The following is a 21208-nucleotide window of genomic DNA, read 5'->3' on the forward strand; positions in this document are numbered from 1 at the left end:
GGCGCCGAGCTCGGCTGCATCGCCGCGCTCAAGGCGCTCGAGATCTGCAACCGCCCGGAGACCCGGTCGATGGTGCACTACATCAGCGACCTGGTCGGGCGCGGGCTGCGGGAGATCCAGGCGGACCACCCGGACTGGTTCGTCGGCATCCGGCAGGACGGCGTCGTCATGGGGCTGGAGTTCGCGCACCCGCAGGGCGCGAAGTTCGTCATGCGGCACCTGTTCGAGAACGGCGTGTGGGCGATCTTCTCGACACTGGACCCGCGGGTGCTCCAGTTCAAGCCGGGCATCCTGCTGCGTCCGGAGCTGTGCGAGGAGCTGCTGGACCGCACCGAGGTCGCGATCCGCAAGGCACGGGCGGAGGCCCGTCAGGGTGGCCGCGCGGGGGAGCGGGTGCCGGCGTGACCGAGACCCTGGAGGTCGGCGTCCCCGAGGCCGCGGGAGTGCCACGTGCCCGGCAGATGCTCGAGCGTGCCCGGTGGGCGGCGCGGACCTTCGCGACGTACGACCGGGCGAGCGTGCAGCGCATCGTCGACGCGGTCGGCCGCGCTGCCGAGGACAAGGCCGAGCACTACGCGGAGTGGGCGGTGCGCGAGACCGGCTTCGGCGTCGTCGAGCACAAGGCGCTGAAGAACCGGCTCTGCTCGCGCGGCATCGTCGACGCCTACCGCGACGACGACTTCGTCACGCCGCGCACCGACGCCGAACGCAAGATCGTCGAGATCCCGCGGCCGGCCGGTGTCGTGCTTGCGCTCACGCCGTCGACCAACCCGGTGTCGACGGTCTACTTCAAGCTGCTGCTGGCGCTGATGACGCGCAACGCGGTCGTCCTGAGCCCGCACCCGTACGCCAAGGAGTGCTGTGCCGACGCGGCCCGGACGCTGGGGGCGGCCGCCGTCGAGGCGGGTGCGCCGGACGGGGTCGTGCAGGTGGTCGACGAGCCGTCGATCCCGCTGATCGACGCGCTGATGACCGACCCGCGGACCGACGTGATCCTGGCGACCGGCGGCGTCCCCGTGGTCCGCGCGGCCTACGCGTCGAGCAACCCGGCGATCGGCGTCGGTCCGGGCAACGTGCCGGTGCTCGTCGACGCCACGGCCGACCTGCGCCGCGCCGCCGACAAGCTGATCAGCAGCAAGGCCTTCGACAACTCGGTGCTGTGCACCAACGAGAGTGTCGTCGTCGTGGAGGAAGCGGTCGCCGACCGGTTCGTCCGCGAGATGCAGCGCGTCGGCGCGCACCTGCTGTCCCCCGAGGACCGGGACCGGGTACGCGACACGGTCTTTCCCGGCGGCCGCTTCGACGTCTCGCTGGTCGGCAAGGACGCGGTGACCATCGCGGGCAAGGCAGGGGTCAAGGTGCCGGGCCGGACCAGGGTGCTGCTGGCGCCGTTCGAGCTGGCCGTGCCCGAGGAGCCGCTCGCCCACGAGAAGCTCTGCCCCGTGCTCGGGCTGGTCCGGGTGCCGAGCGCGCACCGGGGCATCCGCACCGCGGTCGCGCTGCTGCGCATCGGCGGCGCGGGCCACTCCGCCGTGGTCCACAGCACCGACCCGTCGACGGTGATGGCGTTCGCCGCGGCCGTCCAGGTGCTGAGGGTCACCGTGAACGAGGGCGGGAGCAACGGCAGCGCCGGCTTCGACACCCACCTGGCGCCCTCGATGACGATCGGCACCGGTTTCGTCGGGCGTAGCTCGCTGGGGGAGAACCTCGAGCCGCGCCACCTGGTCAACCACACCAGGATCGCCTACAGCACCGACCCGTCCGAGGTGCTGCCGTCGTACGAGGGCCTGGTGCCGTGGCAGGAGCCGCCGGCCCAGGTCCCGCCGTACCCGGTCGCCAGCAACCTTGCATCCGATGCACCCGGGGGGCTCACGCCGGTGCCCACCCTTCCGTCCGCCGCGCTCGGGGAGGTCGGTGAGCTCCGCGAGGAGCTGCGCCGGCTCATCCTCGAGGAGCTCGAGACCATCATCAGGGGCTGAGGCGTGGCCGAACTCAGGTCGTTCATCTTCCTCGACCAGCTGCAGCCGCAGACCATGTGCTACCTCGGCACCTGGATCAAGGGCAGCCTGCCGAGGGCCGACATGGCCGCGCAGGTCATCGAGGTCGCGCCGGGCCTGGACATCGAGCCGCTGACCGACGTCGCCTTGAAGAACACCGACGTGCAGGCCGGGATCCTGGTGGTCGAGCGGCAGTTCGGCTACCTCGAGCTGCACTCGCGGTCCACCGAGGCGGTGCGCTCGGCCAGCGCGGCCGTCCTCGACGCCCTCGACGCCAAGGCCTCGGACGCGACGCGGCCCACGGTGCTCGCCTCGCAGGTGGTGTCCCGGATCGACGCCCAGCACGCGTTCCTCATCAACCGCAACAAGATCGGCTCCATGGCGCTGGCCGGCGAGTCGCTCTTCGTGCTCGAGATGCAGCCGGCCTCCTACGCGATCCTGGCCACCAACGAGGCCGAGAAGGCAGCGGCGATCAAGGTGGTCGACTACCGGATGATCGGCGCCACCGGCCGGGTCTACCTGTCCGGCCGCGAGGCCGACGTCCGAGCAGCGGCCGAGGCCGCCGAGCGGGCGCTGAGGCCGGCATGAGCGCCGATGACGGGGTCGCGACGGCCGGCCTCACCTCCGAGCAGCTGCGCGCGGAGGTCCGGGCTGTGCTGCGCGACGTACTGCCGACGGCGCTCGCCGCCGGGGACGTGCACCGGCCGTCGGCACCCGCGCCGGAGCCGGTCAGCGTGCGCACCGACGCCGACCTGGACGCCCTGGTCCGCCGGGTGGCGACGCTGTGCGAGGACCCGCGCCGGCGCGAGGCGATGCGGGACGGCCGGCACGGCTTCCGGCTCGCGGCCGGGCCCGCGGAGCAGCCCGCCGGGACACCGGCGGCGGTGCCGACGGCCACCGCACAGACGGTGGTGCGGGTGGAGCGCGGTGCGGTGACCGAGCGGGCGGTCCGCCGCGCGGCGGCCGACAAGGCACGGCTCGTCCTCGGCCCGAGGGCGGTCCTCACCCCGCTGGCGCGTGACACGGCGCGCTCGCTCGGGGTGGACGTGGAGAGGGAGCACTGATGCTGAAGGCGACCGTGGTCGGCAACGTGTGGGCGACCAAGCGCGTGGAGGGCCTGCCCAACGGGGCGTTCCTCGAGGTCGAGGTCGAGGGCGGCAGCAGGCTGGTGGCCTTCGACGTCCTCGGCAGCGGGGTGGGTGAGCGGGTGCTCGTGGCGACCGGCTCGGTCGCCGCCGCGTACTTCCCCGACCCGCATCCGCCGGTGGATGCACTGGTCATCGGTTCGATCGACGAGTCCTAGCCCGTCCCGGGCTGCGACACCCAAGGAGGAAGCAATGGCGAGCAACAGCAGTGCCGCGATCGGGATGATCGAGACCAAGGGCTACGTCGCCGCGCTCGCGGCGGCGGACGCGATGGTCAAGGCGGCCAACGTCACCATCGTCGGCCGCGAGCAGGTCGGGGACGGCCTGGTCGCCGTCACGATCGTCGGCGACGTGGGGGCGGTCAAGGCGGCGACCGAGGCGGGCGCCGAGACGGCCGGGCAGGTCGGCGAGCTCGTCTCGGTGCACGTCATCCCGCGGCCGCACTCCGAGCTCGGCCGGCACTTCGACACGGACGGGTCCGCGAGCGCGTGACCGAGCTGCGGGTCTACCTCCTCGTCGTGGACCTGCAGCGACAGTTCGCGGCCTACCTGGGCACGCCTACGCGGGCCCGCGGCTACCCGCCGTTCGAGGGTCAGCACTCGCTGATCGTCGAGGTGGCGCCGGGGCTGGCGATCGAGCGGGTCATCGACCTCGCGCTGCGCGCGGTGCCGTCGGTCGAGCCGGGCATCCTCTTCGTCGAGCGGCAGTTCGGCGTGCTCGAGGTGCACGGCGCCGACCTCGATGACGTACGTCGCGCCGGCACAGCCATCCTCGACGGACTCGGGGCCAGCCCCGAGCACCAGCTGCGCCCGCACGTGCTCTACACCGACGTGATCGAGGACGTGACCGACCAGCACGCCGTCATCATCAACCGCACCCGGCAGGCCTCGATGCTGATGCCGGGCCAGTCGCTGCTGGTCGTCGAGATGACCCCAGCGCTCTTCGCGGCGGTTGCCGCGAACTCCGCCGAGAAGGTGGCCCCCGACGTCACACTGGTCGACGTGTCGATGATCGGTGCGGCCGGGCGGGTCTACCTCGCCGGCACCACCGCGGACGTGACCCGGGCGCGCGACGAGATCTCCCGGGTGCTCGCCGAGGTGACCGGCCGGGACCAGCCGTGACCGCGCACCACGACCTGTCGGCCGAGGACGTCGCCGCGCGCCTCGAGCCGGTCGCCCGGCGGGCCCTGACCGAGTACGGCGTGCCAACCGACGCCGCCCTGACGCTGCTCAACGTGAGCGAGAACGCGACGTACGCCGTCGACGACCCGGCCACCAGCGAGCGCACCGTCCTGCGGGTGCACCGGCACGGCTACCACGACGGCCCCGAGATCGAGTCCGAGCTCGCCTGGCTGGACGCGCTGCGAGACGAGGCCGGCGTGCGCACGCCGCACGTGCTGCCCACCGCCGACGGCCGGCGGCTGCTGTCGCTGGACGAGGAGGGTGCCCCGGACCCGCGCCACGTCGTGCGGTTCGAGTGGCTGCCCGGTGTCGAGCCGACACCCACCGACGAGCGGCTGCCGGACTCCTTCGAGCTGCTCGGCGCCATCACGGCCCGGATGCACGACCACGCCACGCACTGGCGGCGGCCGGCGGGCTTCCGACGGTTCGCCTGGGACTACGACGGGTCGTTCGGCGCAGTCTCGCGCTGGGGGCGCTGGCAGGACGGCATGGCCGTAGGGCCGGCCGAGCAGGAGGTCCTGGGCCGGCTGGACGCGACGCTGCGCGAGCGGCTGGCGCGCTTCGGCTCCGGGCCGGAGCGCTACGGGCTGGTGCACGCCGACCTGCGGCTGGCGAACCTGCTGGTCGACGACGGGCGCACCTACGTCATCGACTTCGACGACTCCGGCTGGAGCTGGCTGCTCTACGACTTCGGCGCGGCCGTGAGCTTCTTCGAGCACGACCCGCGGATCCCGGAGCTGACCGACGCCTGGGTGCGCGGCTACCGCACGGTCCGCGACCTGCCGGCCGAGGACGAGGCCGAGATCCCCACCTTCGTGCTGATGCGCCGGCTGCTGCTGGTGGCGTGGATCGGGTCGCACTCCGGCACGGACCTCGCGCAGTCGATGGGGGTGCAGTACACCGCCGACAGCTGCGACCTGGCTGAGAGCTACCTGGCACAGTTCGGCTGACCAGCCGGCCGACCACACTCGAGGAGGCACCCGTGTTCACATCCCTGGACGGCCGGACCGTCGTCGTCACCGGGGGCAGCAAGGGCATCGGCAAGGGCATCGCCCGGGTCTTCGCCCGGTCCGGCGCCAACGTCCTGGTGGCGGCCCGCGACGGGTCGACGCTGGCCCAGGCGGCCGACGACCTGCGCGGCGAGGGCGGCCGGGTCGAGGCGGTCACCGGGGACGTCGCCAAGGTCGAGGACTGCCGGGCGATCGCGGCCGCCGCGGCCGACCGCTTCGGCGGCATCGACGTGCTGTGCGCCAACGCGGGCATCTTCCCGGACAAGCCGTTCATCGAGCTGACGGAGGCCGACATCGACGCGGTGCTCGGCTGCAACCTCAAAGGAACGATGTTCATGGTGCAGGCCTGCCTGCCGGCCCTCGAGGCGAGCGGCCGGGGCCGGGTGGTCATCACGTCGTCGATCACCGGGCCGATCACCGGCTACCCCGGCTGGTCGCACTACGGCGCGAGCAAGGCGGCCCAGCTCGGCTTCCTGCGCACGGCCGCGATCGAGCTGGCGCCGAAGAAGGTGACCATCAACGCGGTGATGCCGGGCAACATCGCGACCGAGGGGCTCGCCGAGATGGGAGACGACTACATCCGCGAGACCGAGGCGGTCATCCCCCAGCACCGGCTGGGCGGCGTCGAGGACATCGGCTACGCCGCGCTGTTCTTCGCGACCGACCAGGCGGCCTACATAACCGGTCAGACCATCGTCGTCGACGGCGGGCAGACTTTGCCAGAGTCCCCGGCCGCCCTGGCCGGGATCTAGCCGGTGCCCGCCGAGGCCATCGGGCCGGCGGCCGAGGAGGTGCGACGACGCCTGCTCGACCAGATCGGGCGCGGTCAGCTGCGCCCGGGGGAGCGGCTGGGGGCCGAGCGCGACCTGGCCCTCGACCTCGGGGTCAGCCGGTCGACGGTGCGCGCGGCCCTGGCGACGCTCGAGGCCGAGGGCGTGGTGCGTCGGGTCCCCGGCCGCGGCGGCGGCACGTTCGTGCACCAGCGCAAGGTCGACCGGGACCTCTCGCAGGTGGTCGGCGTCCCGGCCCTGCTGCGCGAGCAGGGCATGACGGCCGGCTCGCGGATCGTCAGCACGAGCATGGTGGCGGCCGACGAGACCACGCGGGCCGCCCTCGGGATCGGCTCGGGGGGGTACGTCTTCGACGTCGTCCGGATCCGGCTCGCCGACGGCACCCCGATCTCGCTCGAGCACGTGCGGCTCCCCGCCGACCGCTTCCCCGGGCTGCTCGACCAGCCGCTCGGCGGCTCGCTCTACGAGCTGCTCGAGGAGCGCTACGGGACGGCGCCGGGCGAGGCGGTCGAGCACATCGAGGTGGTGCCGGCGGGTGAGGACGAGGCGTCGATCCTCGGTGTGGAGCCAGGTGCTCCGCTGCTGTCCATCTCGCGGACGACGCGGGACGACGACGGGCTGCCGTTCGAGCTCTCTCACGACCTGTTCCGCGCCGACCGCACCACGATCACGGTGCGCACGCCGGCGACGACCCGGGCCCGCGACGGCGCGGGGCGGGTGGTGCAGCTGCGCCCGCGGGGCTCCCGGTGAGCTGGTCCGCGCTCGTCGTCGCCAACGCCTCCGACGCGGACGCCGGGTTCGTCGGGGAGCGGCTCGAGCAGCGCGGCTACACCTTGCGGACCGTGCTGCGCGAGGACGGCCCGCCCCGGCTGGCCGAGGCCGGGCCGGTGGAGCTCCTGCTGCTGCTCGGCTCCGAGTGGTCGGTGCACGCGCCGGTCGACCCGCCCGCCCTGGCGGCGGAGGTCGCGCTGGTCCGCGACGCGGTCGAGGCGCGGCTGCCGGTGCTCGCCATCTGCTACGGCGCGCAGGTGGTGTCGGCAGCTCTGGGTGGTGCCGTCGCGCCGGCACCGGTCCCGGAGATCGGAGTCGTGCACGTCCGGTCCGACGACCCCGCGCTGGTGCCGGAGGGACCGTGGACGTCGTTCCACGTCGACGGGCTCACCCCGCCGCCGGACGCCGAGGTGGTGGCGCGCAACGACTGCGGCGTGCAGGCCTTCGTCCTGCCCGGGCTGCTGGGCGTGCAGTTTCACCCGGAGGTGCGTCCTGCGGTGCTCGACGACTGGGCCGGGCGGTTCCCCGACCTGGTGCGCGACTCCGGACAGGAGCACGCGGCGATGGTGTCGGCAGCCGCTGGGCGCGAGGCCGGGTCGCGGGCCGCCGCGCACGCCCTGGTCGACGCGTTCCTCGACCGAGTGGCGACGACGGTGGCGCCCTGACCGACGACGCTCGCTACGTCTCGTCAGCGGCGGCCGCGTACTGCGGCCGGCCGGTGGGCCGGTAGACCTGGATCGTCAGCCCGCCCGACGTGGACCGTGACTCGACGAGGTCGAGCGCGGTGTCCGGGCCGGAGTCGGGGAACAGCCGGGTGCCCTGGCCGACGACCACCGGGTAGGTCAGAAGGACGATCTCGTCGACCAGGCCGGCATCGAGTAGCCAGCGGACCAGGGCGCCGCTGCCGTGCACCTGCAGCTCACTGTCCTCGGTGGCCTTCAGCTCCCGGATCGCGGCCGCGACGTCGCCGGAGAGGACGGTCGTGCCCGACCACTCGGGGTCGGTGAGCGTGGTCGACACCACGTACTTGGGCCGCGAGTTCAACGCCGAGGCGATCGGGTTGTCCGGGTCTTCGACGAGCCGCCAGTAGCCGGCGAAGATCTCGTAGGTCCGCCGGCCGAAGAGGAAGGCGTCGGCCCGCTGGTACACCTGACCGAGGAACGCCTCTGTTTCGTCGTCGAGCAGCGGCAGCGCCCATCCGCCGCGCTCGAAGCCGCCGCTGGCGTCCTCGTCGGGCCCGCCGAGCCCCTGCATCACGCCGTCGACGGAGAGGTTGGTGACGGTCGTCAGCTTCATCGGAGTCCTTCCCTTACTCACCCTTACTCACCCTTACTCACAGCCAGCGCCGCACCCGGCGGGCGTAGTCGTCGTACGGCGCTCCGAACCGCTCGTGCATGTACCGCTCCTCCGGGCGGATCGCGCCCCAGAGCACGAGCAGCACCGCGGCCGGGAACAGCACCAGCGCCCAGAACGACGGGATCAGCAACGCCAGCCCGAGGTAGAGCGCCAGGAGGCCGACGTACAGCGGGTTGCGGGAGAGGCGGTACGGCCCCTCCTCGATCATCGCGTGCGTCTCCTGCCCCGGCAGCAGCCCGGTGTCGTGCCGGCGGAACAGCCACAGCGACCAGCCGTTCCAGATCGCGAACAGGAGGACCAGCACCCAGCCGAGAGGGACCCGCCACCCGCCGAGGTCGACCGGGTCACCCCACAGCAGCGTGGCCAGCCAGCCGGCGACCAGCGGACCGCCGATTGCGACCGGCGGCCAGAGCCGGAAGTCGACGGTGCCCTCGCGTCCGCGCTGCACGCGCACATTGTGGCGTCAGACGTCGCGGGCCCACCACGCCAAGCGTCAGCCGATCCGCTCGGTCAGCGAGACGACGATTCCCTCCGGGCCGCGCACGTTCGCCATCCGCCAGGTGTTCTCGTGCTGGCCGATACCGCCGACGAGTCCGTACCCCTTCACAGCCAGTCCCTCGATCGCGCCCTGGAGGTCCTCGACCACGAAGCAGATGCTGCGCAGGCCCAGCTCGGTGGCCATCGCCGTGGGCGATCCTGGTTCGTGCTCGGGCCTTACGAAACGGGCGAGCTCGACCCCTGTCCCCCCATCCGGGGGCCGTAGCACGACGATCTCGGTCTGCGAGTCGGGGATGCCGATGACCGTGTCGACGAACTCGCCCTCCAAGGAAGCGCGGCCCTCGACCTCGAGGCCCAGGTCGGCGAAGAAGGCCGTCGCGGACTCGAGGTCGGCGACGGTGATCCCGACGTGGTCGAGCTGCTTGATGTGCGGCATGACGTCCATCCTTCCGTGCCCGGCTGTCCTCGGTCCGACGACGGAGCCGACGCGGCGTTCTCGACATGCCCGCTATTGCCCGAGAACGTCGAGGATCGCGTCCGTGACGACCTCCGGCCGGCCCTCGTGGATGTTGTGACCGGTGTCCTCGACCCAGATCAGCTTGCCGTCCGTCGACTCGGCGGCCAGCTCCTCCGCCCCGGCCTCTAGGGCAGCGACGTACGCACGGTGGTACGGCCGGGGAAGACCCGGGTCGTACGGCGGCGGTGGCCTGTTGAGCACCACGACCGGGAGGTCCCCGAAGAACGGCCCGGGAGCGTCGAACAGCCTCATCGCATCCGCGTCGTTCTCGACCAGCGCGAGGTGCTCGAGGTTCTGGGCCGGATCGCGCCAGCTGTCGAGGATCTCCCGCTCCTCGGCCAGCTCCGGCGACTCGCCAGGCCTCTCCGGGGGCAGCGCAGCCCGCTGGGCGCCGCTCACCCGAGGCGACCAGGGGTCGATCAGCACGATGCCGGAGACCCGTTCCGGTGCGCGGTGCACCAGGCCGACCGCGGGAAGCGAGCCCAACGAGTGGGCGGCCAGGACCACCGGCTCGTTCAGCTCCGCCTCGTCGAGGAGCGCCAGCAGGTCGTCGACCTGGTCCTCTGTGGTGCGAGGGCCTTCCGGCAACGCGTCGCTGCGTCCGACCCCCAGCCGGTCGTAGGCGCAGAGGTGATGGCCGTCCGAGGCAAGGTCGGCGGCCATGGGCTCCCAGTACGACGTCGTCGGCCCGGAGCCCGACATGAGGAGGACGGTGGGTTCGCCGGCCGCCCCCTCGCCCCAGCAGCGCAGGTAGAGCGTGCGGCCGCCGATGTTCACGTCCTGCTCGCTGACGACATCGTCGGCCGGCTGTGAGTCGGTCGTCTGCGAGCCGGTCGTTTCCGACTCCGAGGGCGTACCAGCAGAACCGTCGCCCTCGCTCCCGGTGCATCCGCCGGTGACGAGGACAGCCGTTGCGGCAATCGCGGCGGCAGATCGGCGCATGGGCCCTCCAGGGCAGTCGGGAATCCCGACGACAACTGTCGTACATCACGACAACAGGTGACTGTCAACGGGCGGACGGCGTTCTGTCCACGTGCCACCTCGACCCGGGGACGCGCATCGCACCTGGATCGGGACCCCTATCGAGTCGGAGACACCTCGTCGGGCGATCTCAGCCGAGCAGCAGGCCGTAGGCGACGGCGTAGCGGTGGCCGAGCGACCCGGCGACGTCGCCGCGCCCGACGGCGACGCCGTCGGGCAGGACGCGGGCGACCGCGGCCATCGCCTCGTCGTCGGCCGCCGGGCCGCCGACGACGACCACCGTCGAGGGAGACGCGCCGAGCGTGCGCAGGGCACGGGCCACGTTGCCGCCGAGCACGTCGGCCTTGAGCCGGAGCCGCAGCGCCCGCCACTCGCCAGGGGCGTGGCGCCGGTCGAACGGCAGCAGCCCCGCCGGTCCGCGCACGGCCAAGGCGCCGATCGTCTCCGGCCCCGCCGGCCGGTCGAGGAAGATCCGCTCACCGTCCTCGCCGAGCATCAGCTGCGGGGCCTCCACCCGGGCGGCCGGCCCCCGCTTGACCCACTCAGCCGCCGCCGCGGTGGCGCCGGTCAGCCCGGCGACCCCGACGGTGAGCAGCTCACCGGCTCCTGCGGCCACCACGTGGCCCTGCGACGTCACCACGTCGACCGTCCCACCGCCCACGTCGACGACGACCGCGTCGAGCGACGCGCCGGGCGTCGTCAGTGCGCCGGCCCGCGCCGCCCCGGGCTCCGACGGCGCGCACCGCACCTCGATGCCCAGACGCTCGGCGAGGGCTGCCGAGGGGTCGGTCGCCGGGCGGTCGCCGTACAGCACCGCCAGCGCCACGGCCCGCGACCGCTGCGCCCCGACCCGGGCCACGACGGTGTCGGCGACCGCCGCGAGGTCGGCGGCGAACAGGTCGTCGACGGCCGAGGGAGGTAGTCCGGGCCGGGCGTACGCGGTCACGGTGCCCACCCGTAGCGACCCGACCATCCGGGCGGCCTCGACGAGGGACACCCGACGGCCCTCCGGCCCCGCCAGGTCCGCCCAGCCGGACTGGGCCCAGCCCGAGTCGCCCGTGACCGCGTTCTCGCCCGGACGCCGGAGGTCGAGAGCCACCACCGCGCTCGTCGCGTCGCGCAGCAGGCCGGCCAGCCGGGCGGCGTCCGCGCGCTCGGTCTCGGCCAGTCCGAGATCGGCCACCAGCGCCAGCGGGTCCGAGACCCGCTGCAGCACGCGGGCCGGACCGGCCACCTCGACGGCGACCAGCGCGGCGCCGAGCACCGCCGCCGGGTCGACCTCGTCAACGACCGGGATGCCCGCACCGAGCCGGTTGGCGACGAGCACCGCCTCGTCGTCGGCGATCAGGACCGCGACCACCCGACCGTCCCCGACCGGATGCCGTAGCCGGTCCGCCGCCTCGACGAAACCGGCGCCCGGCGGGACCACGACGACGACCGGACCGTCGCCCCCGTCCGCGAGCCGGTCGAGCAGCACCGGCCGGCCGACGCCCCATCCCGACCCGGCCACCGTCCCGGCGGCCATGGCGGCGACGCGCAGCCGACCGGTCCAGGCCTCCGGCTCGGGCAGCGTGACCGTCGAGGTGTGGACCGGGCGCAGCGGCGCGACGACGGCCACCTCGGCGCACACGCCGACCCCTCGCTCCACCCGCCGGACGAGCGCTGCCGCACCGTCCAGGCTCGCCGGAGAGCCCTTGACCCGCCGGGTGGGTGCGGCCGAGCTGCCCAGCACCTCCACCGACCCGTCGGCGACCCGGGCGAGCACGACCTCGGTCGTCGAGTTGCCGACGTCGACCCCCGCGACGACCGTCGGGGTGATCACTCCGTGTTCACCGCAGCAGGCCGCGCCGCGCGTAGACGTCGGCCGCTTCCCGGACCAGTGCCGCGCACAGCGGGGCCGGCACGGCGTCCAGGCGGGTCGCGAGCGCCGCCAGCTCGTCGCCGGTGGACCGGTGCGGGCGCAGCGCGTCGTACAGCGACATCACCTCGTCCTCGGACACCTGTGCGAGCTCGGCGGCGCGCCGGAAGTTGGCGGCGAGCTGGGGGTTGCCGTGTCGCTCGGCCACGACGGCCTGCGCCTCCAGCGTCTCCGGGTGGATCCGCACGTCGTCGGCCGCGAGCTCCTCGCGCGCCAGCCGGTCGACGGTCAGCTCGTCGGCGTCGCGGCCGGAGAACGCGCGGGTCACAGCGCCACCTTCAGGTCCTCGACGCCCAGCGACCGGTCGACGCACGACCGCTCGAGCGCGACGAGCGAGATGACGCTGGTGTGGTAACGCGCCTCGATCGCCTCGTCGGTGTAGGGGTTGCGCGCCGGCACCGGCGTCGCCCCCTTGGCGTGCCGGCCCGCGTTGGTGCCGAGCAGCCGGTAGAGGTCGGGCGTGATCACCGGGGCCATGCTGTAGAGCTCGAGGTTGGCCAGCGGCGGCAGGTCGCGGCGGTGGATCAGCGCGGTGCCCTTGCCCTGCAGCCCGATCCCGATGCCGGACCCCGCCAGCCTCGAGGCCGTCAGCCCGACCATGCCGAGGTCGAGCGTGCCGTTGACCCGCACCACCCGCGCGACGCAGCCCTCCTCCTCGAGCCCGGCGAGCAGCTCGGCGAGCACGTCGACGACGGTGAGGCCGGAGAGCGTCCGCCAGACCGTACGTCCGACGCCCGGCGACAGGCCGACGACGACCTCGCGCGGGTCGGTCCCCGCGGCGGCCGGACCCACCACGGTGAACGCGTCGCTGGCCCACTCGCTCTGGTCGGCTCGCAGGTCCTCGACACCGCGGGCCTGCCGGATGCCGTCGATCTCGGCCTGCCGCTCCGGCGTGGGCTCGTAGCCGGTGCCCGGCCCGGCGTAGTCGTTGGGGTCGGTGACCAGGCTGAGCACCTGCATCTGCTCGTCGAAGATGGCCGCCGTCTGCAGGTGGTCGCCGTGCACCCGGGCCGCGAGCATGTCGAGCAGGCGACCGGCCTCGGCGTCGTACCCGCACTCCTGCAGGGCGCCCGACACCTCGAGCGACCCGAGCCCGGAGCTGCGGACCGTCTGCGCCGCGTTCAGGACGACCATCGGGTCGGGGTCGCCGAGGTCCTTGGAGCCGACCGCGTCGACGGCCAGCTCGACGTGCTCGTCGGTGAAGTCGGCCAGCCCGAGGTAGCGGTAGACGTCGCGGCACGCCTCCGCTGCCCGGCGCCGCAGCCGGCCGACCTCGGCCGGCAGCGCTGTCCGCAGTCCGCCGTCGACACCCCAGTCGCGCTGCATCGCCAGCCAGTCGTCGAAGTCCTCGGCGTTCCACTGCGAGGGGCCGAACATGTTGTCGTAGCGCTGGATCGAGCCGAAGCCGCTGCACACGTAGTCGCTGCCCGCCAGCAGGATCGGCAGCGTGCGCGACGTGCGCCGCACGTCGGACTCCGACATCAGCGCGTCGTTGCCGGTGCACGCCTCGAGGTTGCGCGCCATCACCATGAGGTTCTCGGCCATCATCTCGCGCACTCCTCGCGGCACCGCACCGGCGACGCTGGCGCCGTCGATGCCACCGTTCTGCACCCCCTGCACACCCATCGCCCGCGCCAGCGAGACGCAGCGCGACTCGAGGTAGAGCATCGAGCACTGCTCGGCGCCACCCATGAGGACCTCGGCGCCGGCGCCGGACGACACCCGCATCTTGACGCCGCGGCTGGCGTAGCCCGCCGCGAGCACCGCCTTGCTGTAGGGCGTGTCGTCGCCGTCGACGAACACCGACTCGGTGCCGTAGAGGCTGACCGTCTCCGCGTAGGACACCAGGCCGCGGATGCCCATCTCGAGCTCCATGGCCTCCTCGACCGAGCACTGCACGAGCACACCGGCGGACCCCACCACCGACCCGATCGTGACCGCGACCGCGTTGGACGGTGCGTCGGCGAGCACCGGCACGGTCGTCTCGAGCTCACGGAAGCCGTACGCCGCCGCGGTCGCCGCGTCGGCGGCAAGCAGGAGCGGGTCGTCGAGCCGGTTGGTGACGTGGGCCTGGTTGCTGGGGGTCCGCCGGGCCCGCATCTTGGTCATCGCCATGCCCAGCTCGACCGGCCGCAGCAGCGACACGACCGCGGCGAGCTTGGCCGGCGTGGTGCCGGCGACCAGCCGGACCACCTCCGCACGCGGCACGGCAGCGTCCACGAACAGCCGGGCGAAGTCGAGGTCCGTGATGGCCATCGCCTCGTCGGCGACCGACAGGTCGATGCCGTGGCTGGCCACCATCGCGTCGAGGGAGTCGAAGTCGGCGGCGGCCCGGCCGTCCATCTCGAGGACGGCGCCGTCGCTGATGACCAGGGAGGGATCGGGGTCGTGCGGGCTGTTCATGGCGACGAGCCCCAGCCCGACGTCCTCGTGCGCGAAGCCGTCGAGGTTGACCCGCTGCTGGTCCATGAACCGGATGCGGCCCACGCGGTCGTCGGTCATCGGGTGCCTCCTGCCTCGTCGCCGAAGACCACCGTCGCCGCCTCGGCGCACGCCGCGTCCTCCTCGGCCGTGCCGCCGCTGACACCGACCCCTCCGACCACCAGCCCGTCCACGTCCGGGTCGCCGGCCCAGCAGGGCAGCCCGCCGGCGAACACGACGTAGCGACCGGCACCGTTGGCCGCGAGCCCGGCGAGCGGTCCGCCCGGTGCCGACAGGGGGCCGAGCTCCGCGGTGGCGATGCGGTGGGCGACGGCGGTGTAGGCCTTGTCGACGGCCAGGGTCGGCCCGGCGATCTCGGCGCGGTCCATCCGCTGGAAGTGCACCAGGTTGCCGCCGCCGTCCACGACCGCGACCGACACCACGGCCCCGATCTGGGTGGCGCGGCCCACCGCCGCGTCGGACATCCGCGACGCCAGCTCCAGGGTCATCACGGGGACACTGTGGCAGTCAGCGCGCCGGCAGGGGGAGCACTTCGTCGACCGGCAGGCCGTGCAGGACGTTGCCGTCCCGCCCGACGACGGTGTCGGCGACGAACAGCGCGTCCAGCGTGGCCTCCTCGGCCGCCTCGGCGACCGCGTCGAAGACGTCGTCGAGCGGTGAGCCGTGCGTCCAGTACTGGCCCTCGACGACGGCCCGGACGTCGAGGAGGTCCCCGGTCCGGGGCACCCGCTGCGCGGTCGAGAAGGCCAGGAAGATCTCGCCCGACCCGTCGTTGCCGACGCTGCCCAGGCGTCCGAGGCCGACGTCCACCCGGCGGGCCAGCCTGCGCAGCTGGTGGGGGAGCAGGGGCAGGTCGGTCGCGACCACCGCGATGCACGAGCCCTCGGAGTGCCGGGTCGGCATCCGGTCGGTGAGTCCCGGACCGACGTGCACGCCGCCCACCCGCAGCTGCGGCCGGGTGCCGAAGTTACCGTTGAGCAGCACGCCGACCGTCCACTCCCGGTCGCCGAGCCGCACCACCCGGCTGGCGGACCCGATGCCGCCCTTGTAGTCGAAGAGCTGCATGCCGGTCCCGGCCCCGACGGCGCCGAGAGCGACCGGGCCGGCAGAGGCTGAGGTCAGCGCAACCACGACGTCCTCCTCGGTCAGCGCCCGGGCGCGGTTGTCGTTGAGGAAGCCGTCGTCGCACTCGCCGACCACCGGCATGACGACGTCGTCGCGGCCGGCCGCCGGGTCCAGCGCCTGGAGGTGCCGCACCACGGCGTCGTAGGCGATGCCGAGGTTGGCGGTGTCGCAGAGCACCACCGGCGAACCGAGCAGCCCCCACTCGTCGACGACCAGGTCGCCGGTCAGGACGCCGTAGCCGTTGAACGTGCTCGTGGCGGCATAGACCCGCTCGGTGAACGGGTTGCCGTCATGCGGCCAGAGAGCGGTCACTCCGGTGCGCAGCGTGCGGCCCCCCGCGACACCGTCCGTCCAGACCGTGGTGTGGCCGACCCGGACGCCCGGGACGTCGGTGACCAAGTTGAGGGGGCCGGTGGGCAGCCGGCCGGTGACGACGCCGAGGTCGCGGGACCGCGGTCGGGGCGGCGGCGGGCCGGTCGGCGGGCTCACGCTGGGCAGCGTGGCAGACCGGCCCGGCCGCCGACCAGGTGGTGCGGCCGGCCAGCCGTCAGTGCGATCACCCGCGGGGACGATCAGGCCGTGCGGACGATCAGGCCGTGGGGACGATCAGGCCGTGGGGACCCACCGGTACCCGACGCCGCGCACGGTGACCAGCGCGCCGGCGAACGACGGCCCGAGCTTGCCTCGCAGCCGGTGCACGTGGACGTCCACCGTGCGGGTGCCCCCGGTGCTGGGCACCGCCTGCCAGACCGCGTCGAGCAGGTGGCGACGGGTCAGCACCCGCTGCGGCTGGTCGACCAGGTGGGCCAGCAGGTCGAACTCGCGGCGGGTGAGCTCCACCTCCTCGCCGCGCACGTGCACCGTCCGCCGGTCGCGGTCGACCTGCAGCGCGGGGACGCCGTCGCCGGACCGGTCGGCCTGCTCCGGCACCGCGGCCAGCCGCACCGGCGTCCCCGGGACACCGGTGGTCGGCAGGCCGGCCCCGGCCCAGGCCTGGAAGCCACCGACCACGTCGGTCGCCCGCCGGATGCCCAGCTGCTGCAGGGCGTGGGCGGCGAGGCTCGACGTGTAGCCCTCGGAGCACAGGACGATCACGTGCAGGTCGTACGACGCCTCGGGCAGCCGGGCATCGCTGCGCGGGTCGAACCGCCACTCCAGGACGTTGCGCTCGACGACCAGCGCGCCGGGCACCTCGCCCTCCTCCGCCCGCTGGCGTGCCGGCCTGATGTCGACCAGCAGACCCCCGGCCTGCCAGGCGGCCCGGGCGGCCCGCGGGTCCAGCCGGACCAGTCCCGACCGGGCTGCCGCCAGCAGGTCGATGACCGAGAGCGTCTCGACGGCGGCCGTGCTCACCAGTCCACCCCCGCCCGCTCGCGGGCGACGATGACCGCCCGGCCGTCGTCGTCGAGCACGAAGCGGCGCATCGAGGCCAGCGCAGGCGCGTACACGTGCAGGCTCACCGTCGGCTCGTCGCCGGCGGACCGCACCTCGTGCACGTGGTGCGGGCCGAACGAGCGGTGCCGCCCGGTGTCGAGCGTGCGGTGCAGCAGGGCGGCCGGCTCGTGACGCCGCGGCGGGGCCAGCGTGGCCTCCACGAGGGCACCCTCGATGACGACGAAGGCGCCGGCCGACCCGCCGTGGTCGTGCAGTCCAGTGGTCTGGCCGGGCAGCCAGCCGAGGAGCCACGCCTCCCAGTCCGGGGTGACCGCCATGCGTGCGGCGTGCCGCTCGTCGGCGGAGAAGGCCCGGTGCGGCTGCCACAGCTCCGGTCGCGCGGCGAGCTGCCGGGCGGTGGCGACCAGGCGACGGGCGGTGGCGCGCCGGAAGGAGGGCAGGTCTACTGGGCCGGCCGGAGCGGGCACTGCTGCCCGGCTGGTCGTCGTGGTTGCTGCGGTGGGTGGCACGGTGGTTCTCCTCGGCTCGCTGCTCGGTGTGCTTTGAGAAGCATGTCACTGGACAAAGTAGATAACAAGTCACGGTGCGACATCGGTGTGTCCCGGCACCGAGGTCCGCTTACGCTCGTGGGGTGGGACCTCCGCTGCGCGTGCTGGGCCGGTCGGTGCCGCGACCTGCCCTGGCGGCAGTGCTCGCCGCGCTGCTGGCAGTCGCCGTCGCGCTCGGCACGATGAGCCTGCTCGGCCCCGACGAGCAGAGCACCGGCGGAGGCTCCTCCAGCGGCCCGTCGGTGACGGCGAAGGTGCAAGCGACCACCAGCGCCCCGTCGAGCACGCCGGCCACGACCAGCGCGCCCGCCACCACGACCGTGGCTGCCACGCACGCGCCCCGCCAGCAGTGCGACAAGAAGGTCTCGCCCTTCACGCCGCAGCGGATCACGGTCCCCGGCATCACGAGGGGTGCCACGGTCATCTCGCCGCCCCGCGACTCCGGCAACGTGCCCGGCACGCCGCCGCTGACGACGGCCGGCAAGACGATGTTCGCCTGGGACGACGCGATCGCGCCGGGGACGGACGCGGGCAACGTGCTGCTCAACGCGCATACCTGGCCCGACGGCACCGCTCTGGGCAACCACCTGCTGGCCGGCCTGCAGCAGGGTGACCGGATCGTCGTCATCGGTGGCTCGGCGCGGCTCTGCTACCAGGTCACCGAGCGGGTCGAGGTGCTCGCGTCGACGGGTCTGCCGCGCTACTACGACACCGACGGCCCGCCGCAGATCGCGATCGTCGTGTGCTCCGGGCGTCGGCTCGGACCGGGCAACTGGGAGAAGCGCACAGTCTGGTTCGCCTCGCCCAAGGTCTGAGCGGCGCGAGCGAGGTCTGAGCGGCGCAGCCGCCGAGCGCTCAGAGCTGCGGGGCCACCTCGGCGGCGACCAGCTCCAGGTGCTCGAGGTCGGTGAGGTCGAGCACCTGCAGGTAGACCCGGGTCGCGCCCAGGTCGGCCAGCCGTCCGATCTTGTCCACCACCTCGGCGACCGTCCCGCCCAGCCCGCCCACCCGAAGCTCGTCCGGGTTGGCCGGGATCGCGTCGGCTCGACGACGTACCTCCGCGTCGTCCCGGCCCACGGCCAGCGTCTGCGCCACCGACAGCACCAGCGTGGCCGGGTCGCGACCCGCGACGGTGCACGCGGCACGAACCCGGTCGAAGCAGGCGGCGATCACCTCAGGGGTGTCGAACGGCACGTTGTACTCGTCGGCGAAGCGTGCCGCGAGCTCCGGCGTGCGCCGCTTGCCCTTGCCACCGACGATGACCGGCGGGTGCGGCTGCTGCACCGGGCGAGGCAGCACCGGGTTGTCGACGAGGGAGTGGTGGCGGCCCGAGAAGGAGTACGTCGTCCCGGGCCCGGTGCGCCAGAGCCCGGTCAGCACCTCGAGCTGCTCGGTGAGCACGTCGAACCGCTCCGTCACCGGCGGGAAGTCGAGACCGAACGACCGGTGCTCCCTCTCGAACCAGCCGCTGCCGAGACCGACCTCGACCCGCCCGCCGCTCATCGCATCGACCGTGGCCACCGTCAGCGCCAGCATCCCGGGGTGCCGGAAGGTCGCCGAGGACACCATGGTGCCGAGGCGGATCCGCGAGGTCTCGCGGGCCAGCCCGGCCAGGGTCACCCACGCCTCGGTGGAGCCCGGACCGGGGTCGCCGTCGGCGATCCGCTGCAGGTGGTCGCTGCGGAAGAAGGCGTCGAAACCCAGGCCCTCGGTCGCTCGCGCCACCCGCAGCAGGTCGTCGTAGGTGGCGCCCTCCTGCGGCTCGGTCATCACCCGCAGGAGCATGGGTCCCACCCGCCCGTCCTCGATCGTCGAGTGTGCGTCGACACACCGGACACGCCGAGGCGCAGGTGTGTCAACGCACAGTTGATCACTTGAGGGCGGCGGAGACGACCTCGCGGGCGGCGTCCTGCACCTGCGCCAGGTGGTCCGGCCCGCGGAAGCTCTCGGCATAGATCTTGTAGATGTCCTCGGTGCCCGACGGCCTGGCCGCGAACCAGGCCGACCCGGTCGTCACCTTGAGCCCGCCGATCGCGGCCCCGTTGCCCGGCGCCTCGGTCAGCCGGGCCTTGATCGGCTCGCCGGCGAGCTCTGTGGCGGTCACCTGCTCGGGGGACAGCGACCCGAGCACCGCCTTCTCCTCGCGCGTCGCCGGGGCGTCCACCCGGGCGTAGGCCGGGTCGCCGAACCGCTCGGTCAGCGACCGGTAGCGCTGTGAGGGCGACTCTCCGGTCACCGCCTGGATCTCCGAGGCGAGCAGGCAGAGCAGGATGCCGTCCTTGTCGGTCGTCCAGACGCGGCCGTCGCGGCGCAGGAAGCTGGCCCCTGCCGACTCCTCGCCGCCGAAGGCGACCGAGCCGTCGAAGAGGCCGGGCACGAACCACTTGAAGCCGACCGGCACCTCGACCAGCCGCCGGCCCAGCGACTCGGCCACCCGGTCGATCATCGACGAGCTCACCAAGGTCTTGCCGATGCCGGCACCGTCCGGCCAGCCGTCGCGGTGCGCGTAGAGGTACTCGATCGCGACCGCCAGGAAGTGGTTGGGGTTGAGCAGCCCGCCGTCCGGTGTGACGACGCCGTGCCGGTCGGCGTCGGCGTCGTTGCCCGTGGCGATGTCGTAGGCATGGCGCTTGCCGATCAGCGAGGCCATCGCTGAGGGCGACGAGCAGTCCATGCGGATCTTGCCGTCCCAGTCGAGCGTCATGAACCGCCACGTGGGGTCCACCTCGGGGTTGACCACGGTCAGGTCGAGCCGCAGCCGCTCGGCGATCTCACCCCAGTAGTCGACGCTGGCACCGCCGAGAGGGTCGGCGCCGATCCGCACCCCGGCGTCACGGACGGCGTCGATGTCGAGGACTGACGGCAGGTCGTCCACGTAGGTGGCGAGGTAGTCGTAGGTCCCGGTCGTGTCTGCCGCGCGGGCCCGGTCGAGCGGCGTGCGGCGTACGTCGCGCAGGCCGTCGCGCAGGATCTGGTTCGCGCGGTCCTGCACGACCTTGGTGATGTCGCTGCCGGCCGGCCCACCGTCGGGCGGGTTGTACTTGAACCCGCCGTCGCGCGGGGGGTTGTGCGACGGAGTGACGACGATGCCGTCCGCCTTCGGGCCGGCGCCGCCCTCGTTGTGCCGCAGGATCGCGTGCGACAGCGCCGGGGTCGGCGTGAAGCGGTCGCGGCTGTCGACGAGCACCGTCACGTCGTTGGCGGCCAGCACCTCGAGCGCCGTCGCCCACGCGGGCTGCGACAGGCCGTGGGTGTCCCGGCCCAGGAAGAGCGGCCCGGTCACGCCGGCCGCCGCCCGGTGCTCGCAGATCGCCTGCGTCGTGGCCAGGATGTGCCCCTCGTTGAAGGCCCGGTCCAGCGACGACCCGCGGTGCCCCGACGTGCCGAACGTGACCTGCTGCTCCGCCACGGACGGGTCGGGCTGCTCGGTGTAGTAGGCCGTGACCAGGGCGGCCACGTCGACGAGGTCCGACGGCTGCGCGGGCTGGCCGGCGCGAGGGTGCTGGCTCATGCCCGCCAGCGTGTCAGACTTC

General features: G+C 73.5%; 25 protein-coding genes and 1 pseudogene. 12 read left to right on the forward strand and 14 right to left on the reverse strand.

What is annotated here, in order from left to right:
• From VK640_14555 to VK640_14605, 11 genes are all read left to right on the forward strand, one after another.
• Nucleotides 1–405 (forward strand): aspartate aminotransferase family protein (locus VK640_14555; protein ID HTE74402.1); only part of this gene is annotated, 405 nt, incomplete at its 5' end.
• On the forward strand, nt 402–1979 hold the full coding sequence (locus VK640_14560; GenBank protein HTE74403.1) for an aldehyde dehydrogenase family protein: 1578 nt from the start codon (nt 402–404) through the stop codon (nt 1977–1979). The genes VK640_14555 and VK640_14560, both read left to right, overlap by 4 nt.
• 3 nt (nt 1980–1982) lie before the next feature.
• A complete protein-coding gene (locus VK640_14565; GenBank protein ID HTE74404.1) occupies nt 1983–2585 on the forward strand; it encodes a BMC domain-containing protein in 603 nt (200 codons plus the stop codon).
• Complete coding sequence (locus tag VK640_14570; protein HTE74405.1) at nt 2582–3061, forward strand: hypothetical protein; 480 nt, start codon at nt 2582–2584, stop codon at nt 3059–3061. Before VK640_14565 ends, VK640_14570 begins: the two co-directional genes overlap by 4 nt.
• Nucleotides 3061–3300, forward strand: a complete 240-nt coding sequence (locus VK640_14575; protein ID HTE74406.1) for a EutN/CcmL family microcompartment protein — start codon at nt 3061–3063, stop codon at nt 3298–3300. Before VK640_14570 ends, VK640_14575 begins: the two co-directional genes overlap by 1 nt.
• A gap of 34 nt (nt 3301–3334) precedes the next feature.
• Complete coding sequence (locus VK640_14580; GenBank protein ID HTE74407.1) at nt 3335–3634, forward strand: BMC domain-containing protein; 300 nt, start codon at nt 3335–3337, stop codon at nt 3632–3634.
• Nucleotides 3631–4263: a microcompartment protein gene (locus VK640_14585; GenBank protein HTE74408.1), complete on the forward strand. Its 633-nt coding sequence runs from the start codon at nt 3631–3633 to the stop codon at nt 4261–4263. The genes VK640_14580 and VK640_14585 overlap by 4 nt, the downstream gene beginning before the upstream one ends.
• Entirely contained in the window at nt 4260–5273 is a 1014-nt protein-coding gene (locus VK640_14590; protein HTE74409.1) for a phosphotransferase, read from the forward strand. The genes VK640_14585 and VK640_14590 overlap by 4 nt, the downstream gene beginning before the upstream one ends.
• A gap of 32 nt (nt 5274–5305) precedes the next feature.
• Nucleotides 5306–6085, forward strand: coding sequence for a 3-oxoacyl-ACP reductase FabG (gene fabG, locus VK640_14595; protein ID HTE74410.1), 780 nt, complete (start codon nt 5306–5308; stop codon nt 6083–6085).
• 3 nt (nt 6086–6088) lie between these two features.
• Nucleotides 6089–6874 carry a GntR family transcriptional regulator gene (locus VK640_14600; protein HTE74411.1) on the forward strand — a complete coding sequence of 262 codons (786 nt, stop codon included), beginning with the start codon at nt 6089–6091 and terminating at the stop codon, nt 6872–6874.
• Nucleotides 6871–7560, forward strand: a complete 690-nt coding sequence (locus tag VK640_14605; GenBank protein ID HTE74412.1) for a gamma-glutamyl-gamma-aminobutyrate hydrolase family protein — start codon at nt 6871–6873, stop codon at nt 7558–7560. The genes VK640_14600 and VK640_14605 overlap by 4 nt, the downstream gene beginning before the upstream one ends.
• 13 nt (nt 7561–7573) lie before the next feature.
• On the opposite strand, the gene VK640_14610 is transcribed toward VK640_14605, so the two are convergent.
• From VK640_14610 to VK640_14665, 12 genes and pseudogenes are all read right to left on the reverse strand, one after another.
• On the reverse strand, nt 7574–8191 hold the full coding sequence (locus tag VK640_14610; protein HTE74413.1) for a dihydrofolate reductase family protein: 618 nt from the start codon (nt 8189–8191) through the stop codon (nt 7574–7576).
• 37 nt (nt 8192–8228) lie between these two features.
• Nucleotides 8229–8699, reverse strand: a complete 471-nt coding sequence (locus tag VK640_14615) for an isoprenylcysteine carboxylmethyltransferase family protein (protein ID HTE74414.1) — start codon at nt 8697–8699, stop codon at nt 8229–8231.
• Between the two features lie 45 nt (nt 8700–8744).
• Complete coding sequence (locus tag VK640_14620; GenBank protein ID HTE74415.1) at nt 8745–9185, reverse strand: VOC family protein; 441 nt, start codon at nt 9183–9185, stop codon at nt 8745–8747.
• A 72-nt stretch (nt 9186–9257) separates the two neighbouring features.
• Nucleotides 9258–10043 carry an alpha/beta hydrolase gene (locus tag VK640_14625; protein ID HTE74416.1) on the reverse strand — a complete coding sequence of 262 codons (786 nt, stop codon included), beginning with the start codon at nt 10041–10043 and terminating at the stop codon, nt 9258–9260.
• A gap of 334 nt (nt 10044–10377) precedes the next feature.
• Nucleotides 10378–12069, reverse strand: coding sequence for a diol dehydratase reactivase ATPase-like domain-containing protein (locus VK640_14630; GenBank protein ID HTE74417.1), 1692 nt, complete (start codon nt 12067–12069; stop codon nt 10378–10380).
• Nucleotides 12070–12076: 7 nt separating this feature from the next.
• Nucleotides 12077–12433 (reverse strand): diol dehydratase small subunit, encoded by a 357-nt coding sequence (locus tag VK640_14635; protein HTE74418.1) that lies wholly within the window; start codon nt 12431–12433, stop codon nt 12077–12079.
• Nucleotides 12430–14667, reverse strand: coding sequence for a propanediol/glycerol family dehydratase large subunit (locus VK640_14640; GenBank protein HTE74419.1), 2238 nt, complete (start codon nt 14665–14667; stop codon nt 12430–12432). Before VK640_14640 ends, VK640_14635 begins: the two co-directional genes overlap by 4 nt.
• Nucleotides 14664–15095 carry a heme-binding protein gene (locus tag VK640_14645; GenBank protein HTE74420.1) on the reverse strand — a complete coding sequence of 144 codons (432 nt, stop codon included), beginning with the start codon at nt 15093–15095 and terminating at the stop codon, nt 14664–14666. Before VK640_14645 ends, VK640_14640 begins: the two co-directional genes overlap by 4 nt.
• Nucleotides 15096–15114: 19 nt before the next feature.
• Nucleotides 15115–16221, reverse strand: a complete 1107-nt coding sequence (locus tag VK640_14650; GenBank protein HTE74421.1) for a P1 family peptidase — start codon at nt 16219–16221, stop codon at nt 15115–15117.
• Between the two features lie 117 nt (nt 16222–16338).
• Complete coding sequence (locus tag VK640_14655; GenBank protein ID HTE74422.1) at nt 16339–16677, reverse strand: winged helix-turn-helix domain-containing protein; 339 nt, start codon at nt 16675–16677, stop codon at nt 16339–16341.
• 18 nt (nt 16678–16695) lie between these two features.
• Nucleotides 16696–17088, reverse strand: a pseudogene (locus VK640_14660) (rhodanese-like domain-containing protein).
• Nucleotides 17082–17636: a cysteine dioxygenase family protein gene (locus tag VK640_14665; protein HTE74423.1), complete on the reverse strand. Its 555-nt coding sequence runs from the start codon at nt 17634–17636 to the stop codon at nt 17082–17084. The pseudogene VK640_14660 and the gene VK640_14665 overlap by 7 nt, the downstream one beginning before the upstream one ends.
• Before the next feature lie 122 nt (nt 17637–17758).
• Here VK640_14665 and VK640_14670 point away from each other — a divergent pair, with 122 nt between their 5' ends.
• Nucleotides 17759–18490 carry a class F sortase gene (locus tag VK640_14670; protein HTE74424.1) on the forward strand — a complete coding sequence of 244 codons (732 nt, stop codon included), beginning with the start codon at nt 17759–17761 and terminating at the stop codon, nt 18488–18490.
• 40 nt (nt 18491–18530) lie between these two features.
• Here the strand turns inward: VK640_14670 and VK640_14675 are convergent, their stop codons facing one another.
• Nucleotides 18531–19460, reverse strand: a complete 930-nt coding sequence (locus tag VK640_14675) for an LLM class F420-dependent oxidoreductase (GenBank protein ID HTE74425.1) — start codon at nt 19458–19460, stop codon at nt 18531–18533.
• An 85-nt stretch (nt 19461–19545) separates the two neighbouring features.
• Nucleotides 19546–21186 carry a phosphoglucomutase (alpha-D-glucose-1,6-bisphosphate-dependent) gene (pgm, locus tag VK640_14680; protein HTE74426.1) on the reverse strand — a complete coding sequence of 547 codons (1641 nt, stop codon included), beginning with the start codon at nt 21184–21186 and terminating at the stop codon, nt 19546–19548.
• Nucleotides 21187–21208: the final 22 nt, after the last annotated feature.

It is taken from the genome of Actinomycetes bacterium, from assembly GCA_035489715.1.
In the GTDB taxonomy this organism is placed as follows: domain Bacteria; phylum Actinomycetota; class Actinomycetes; order JACCUZ01; family JACCUZ01; genus DATHAP01.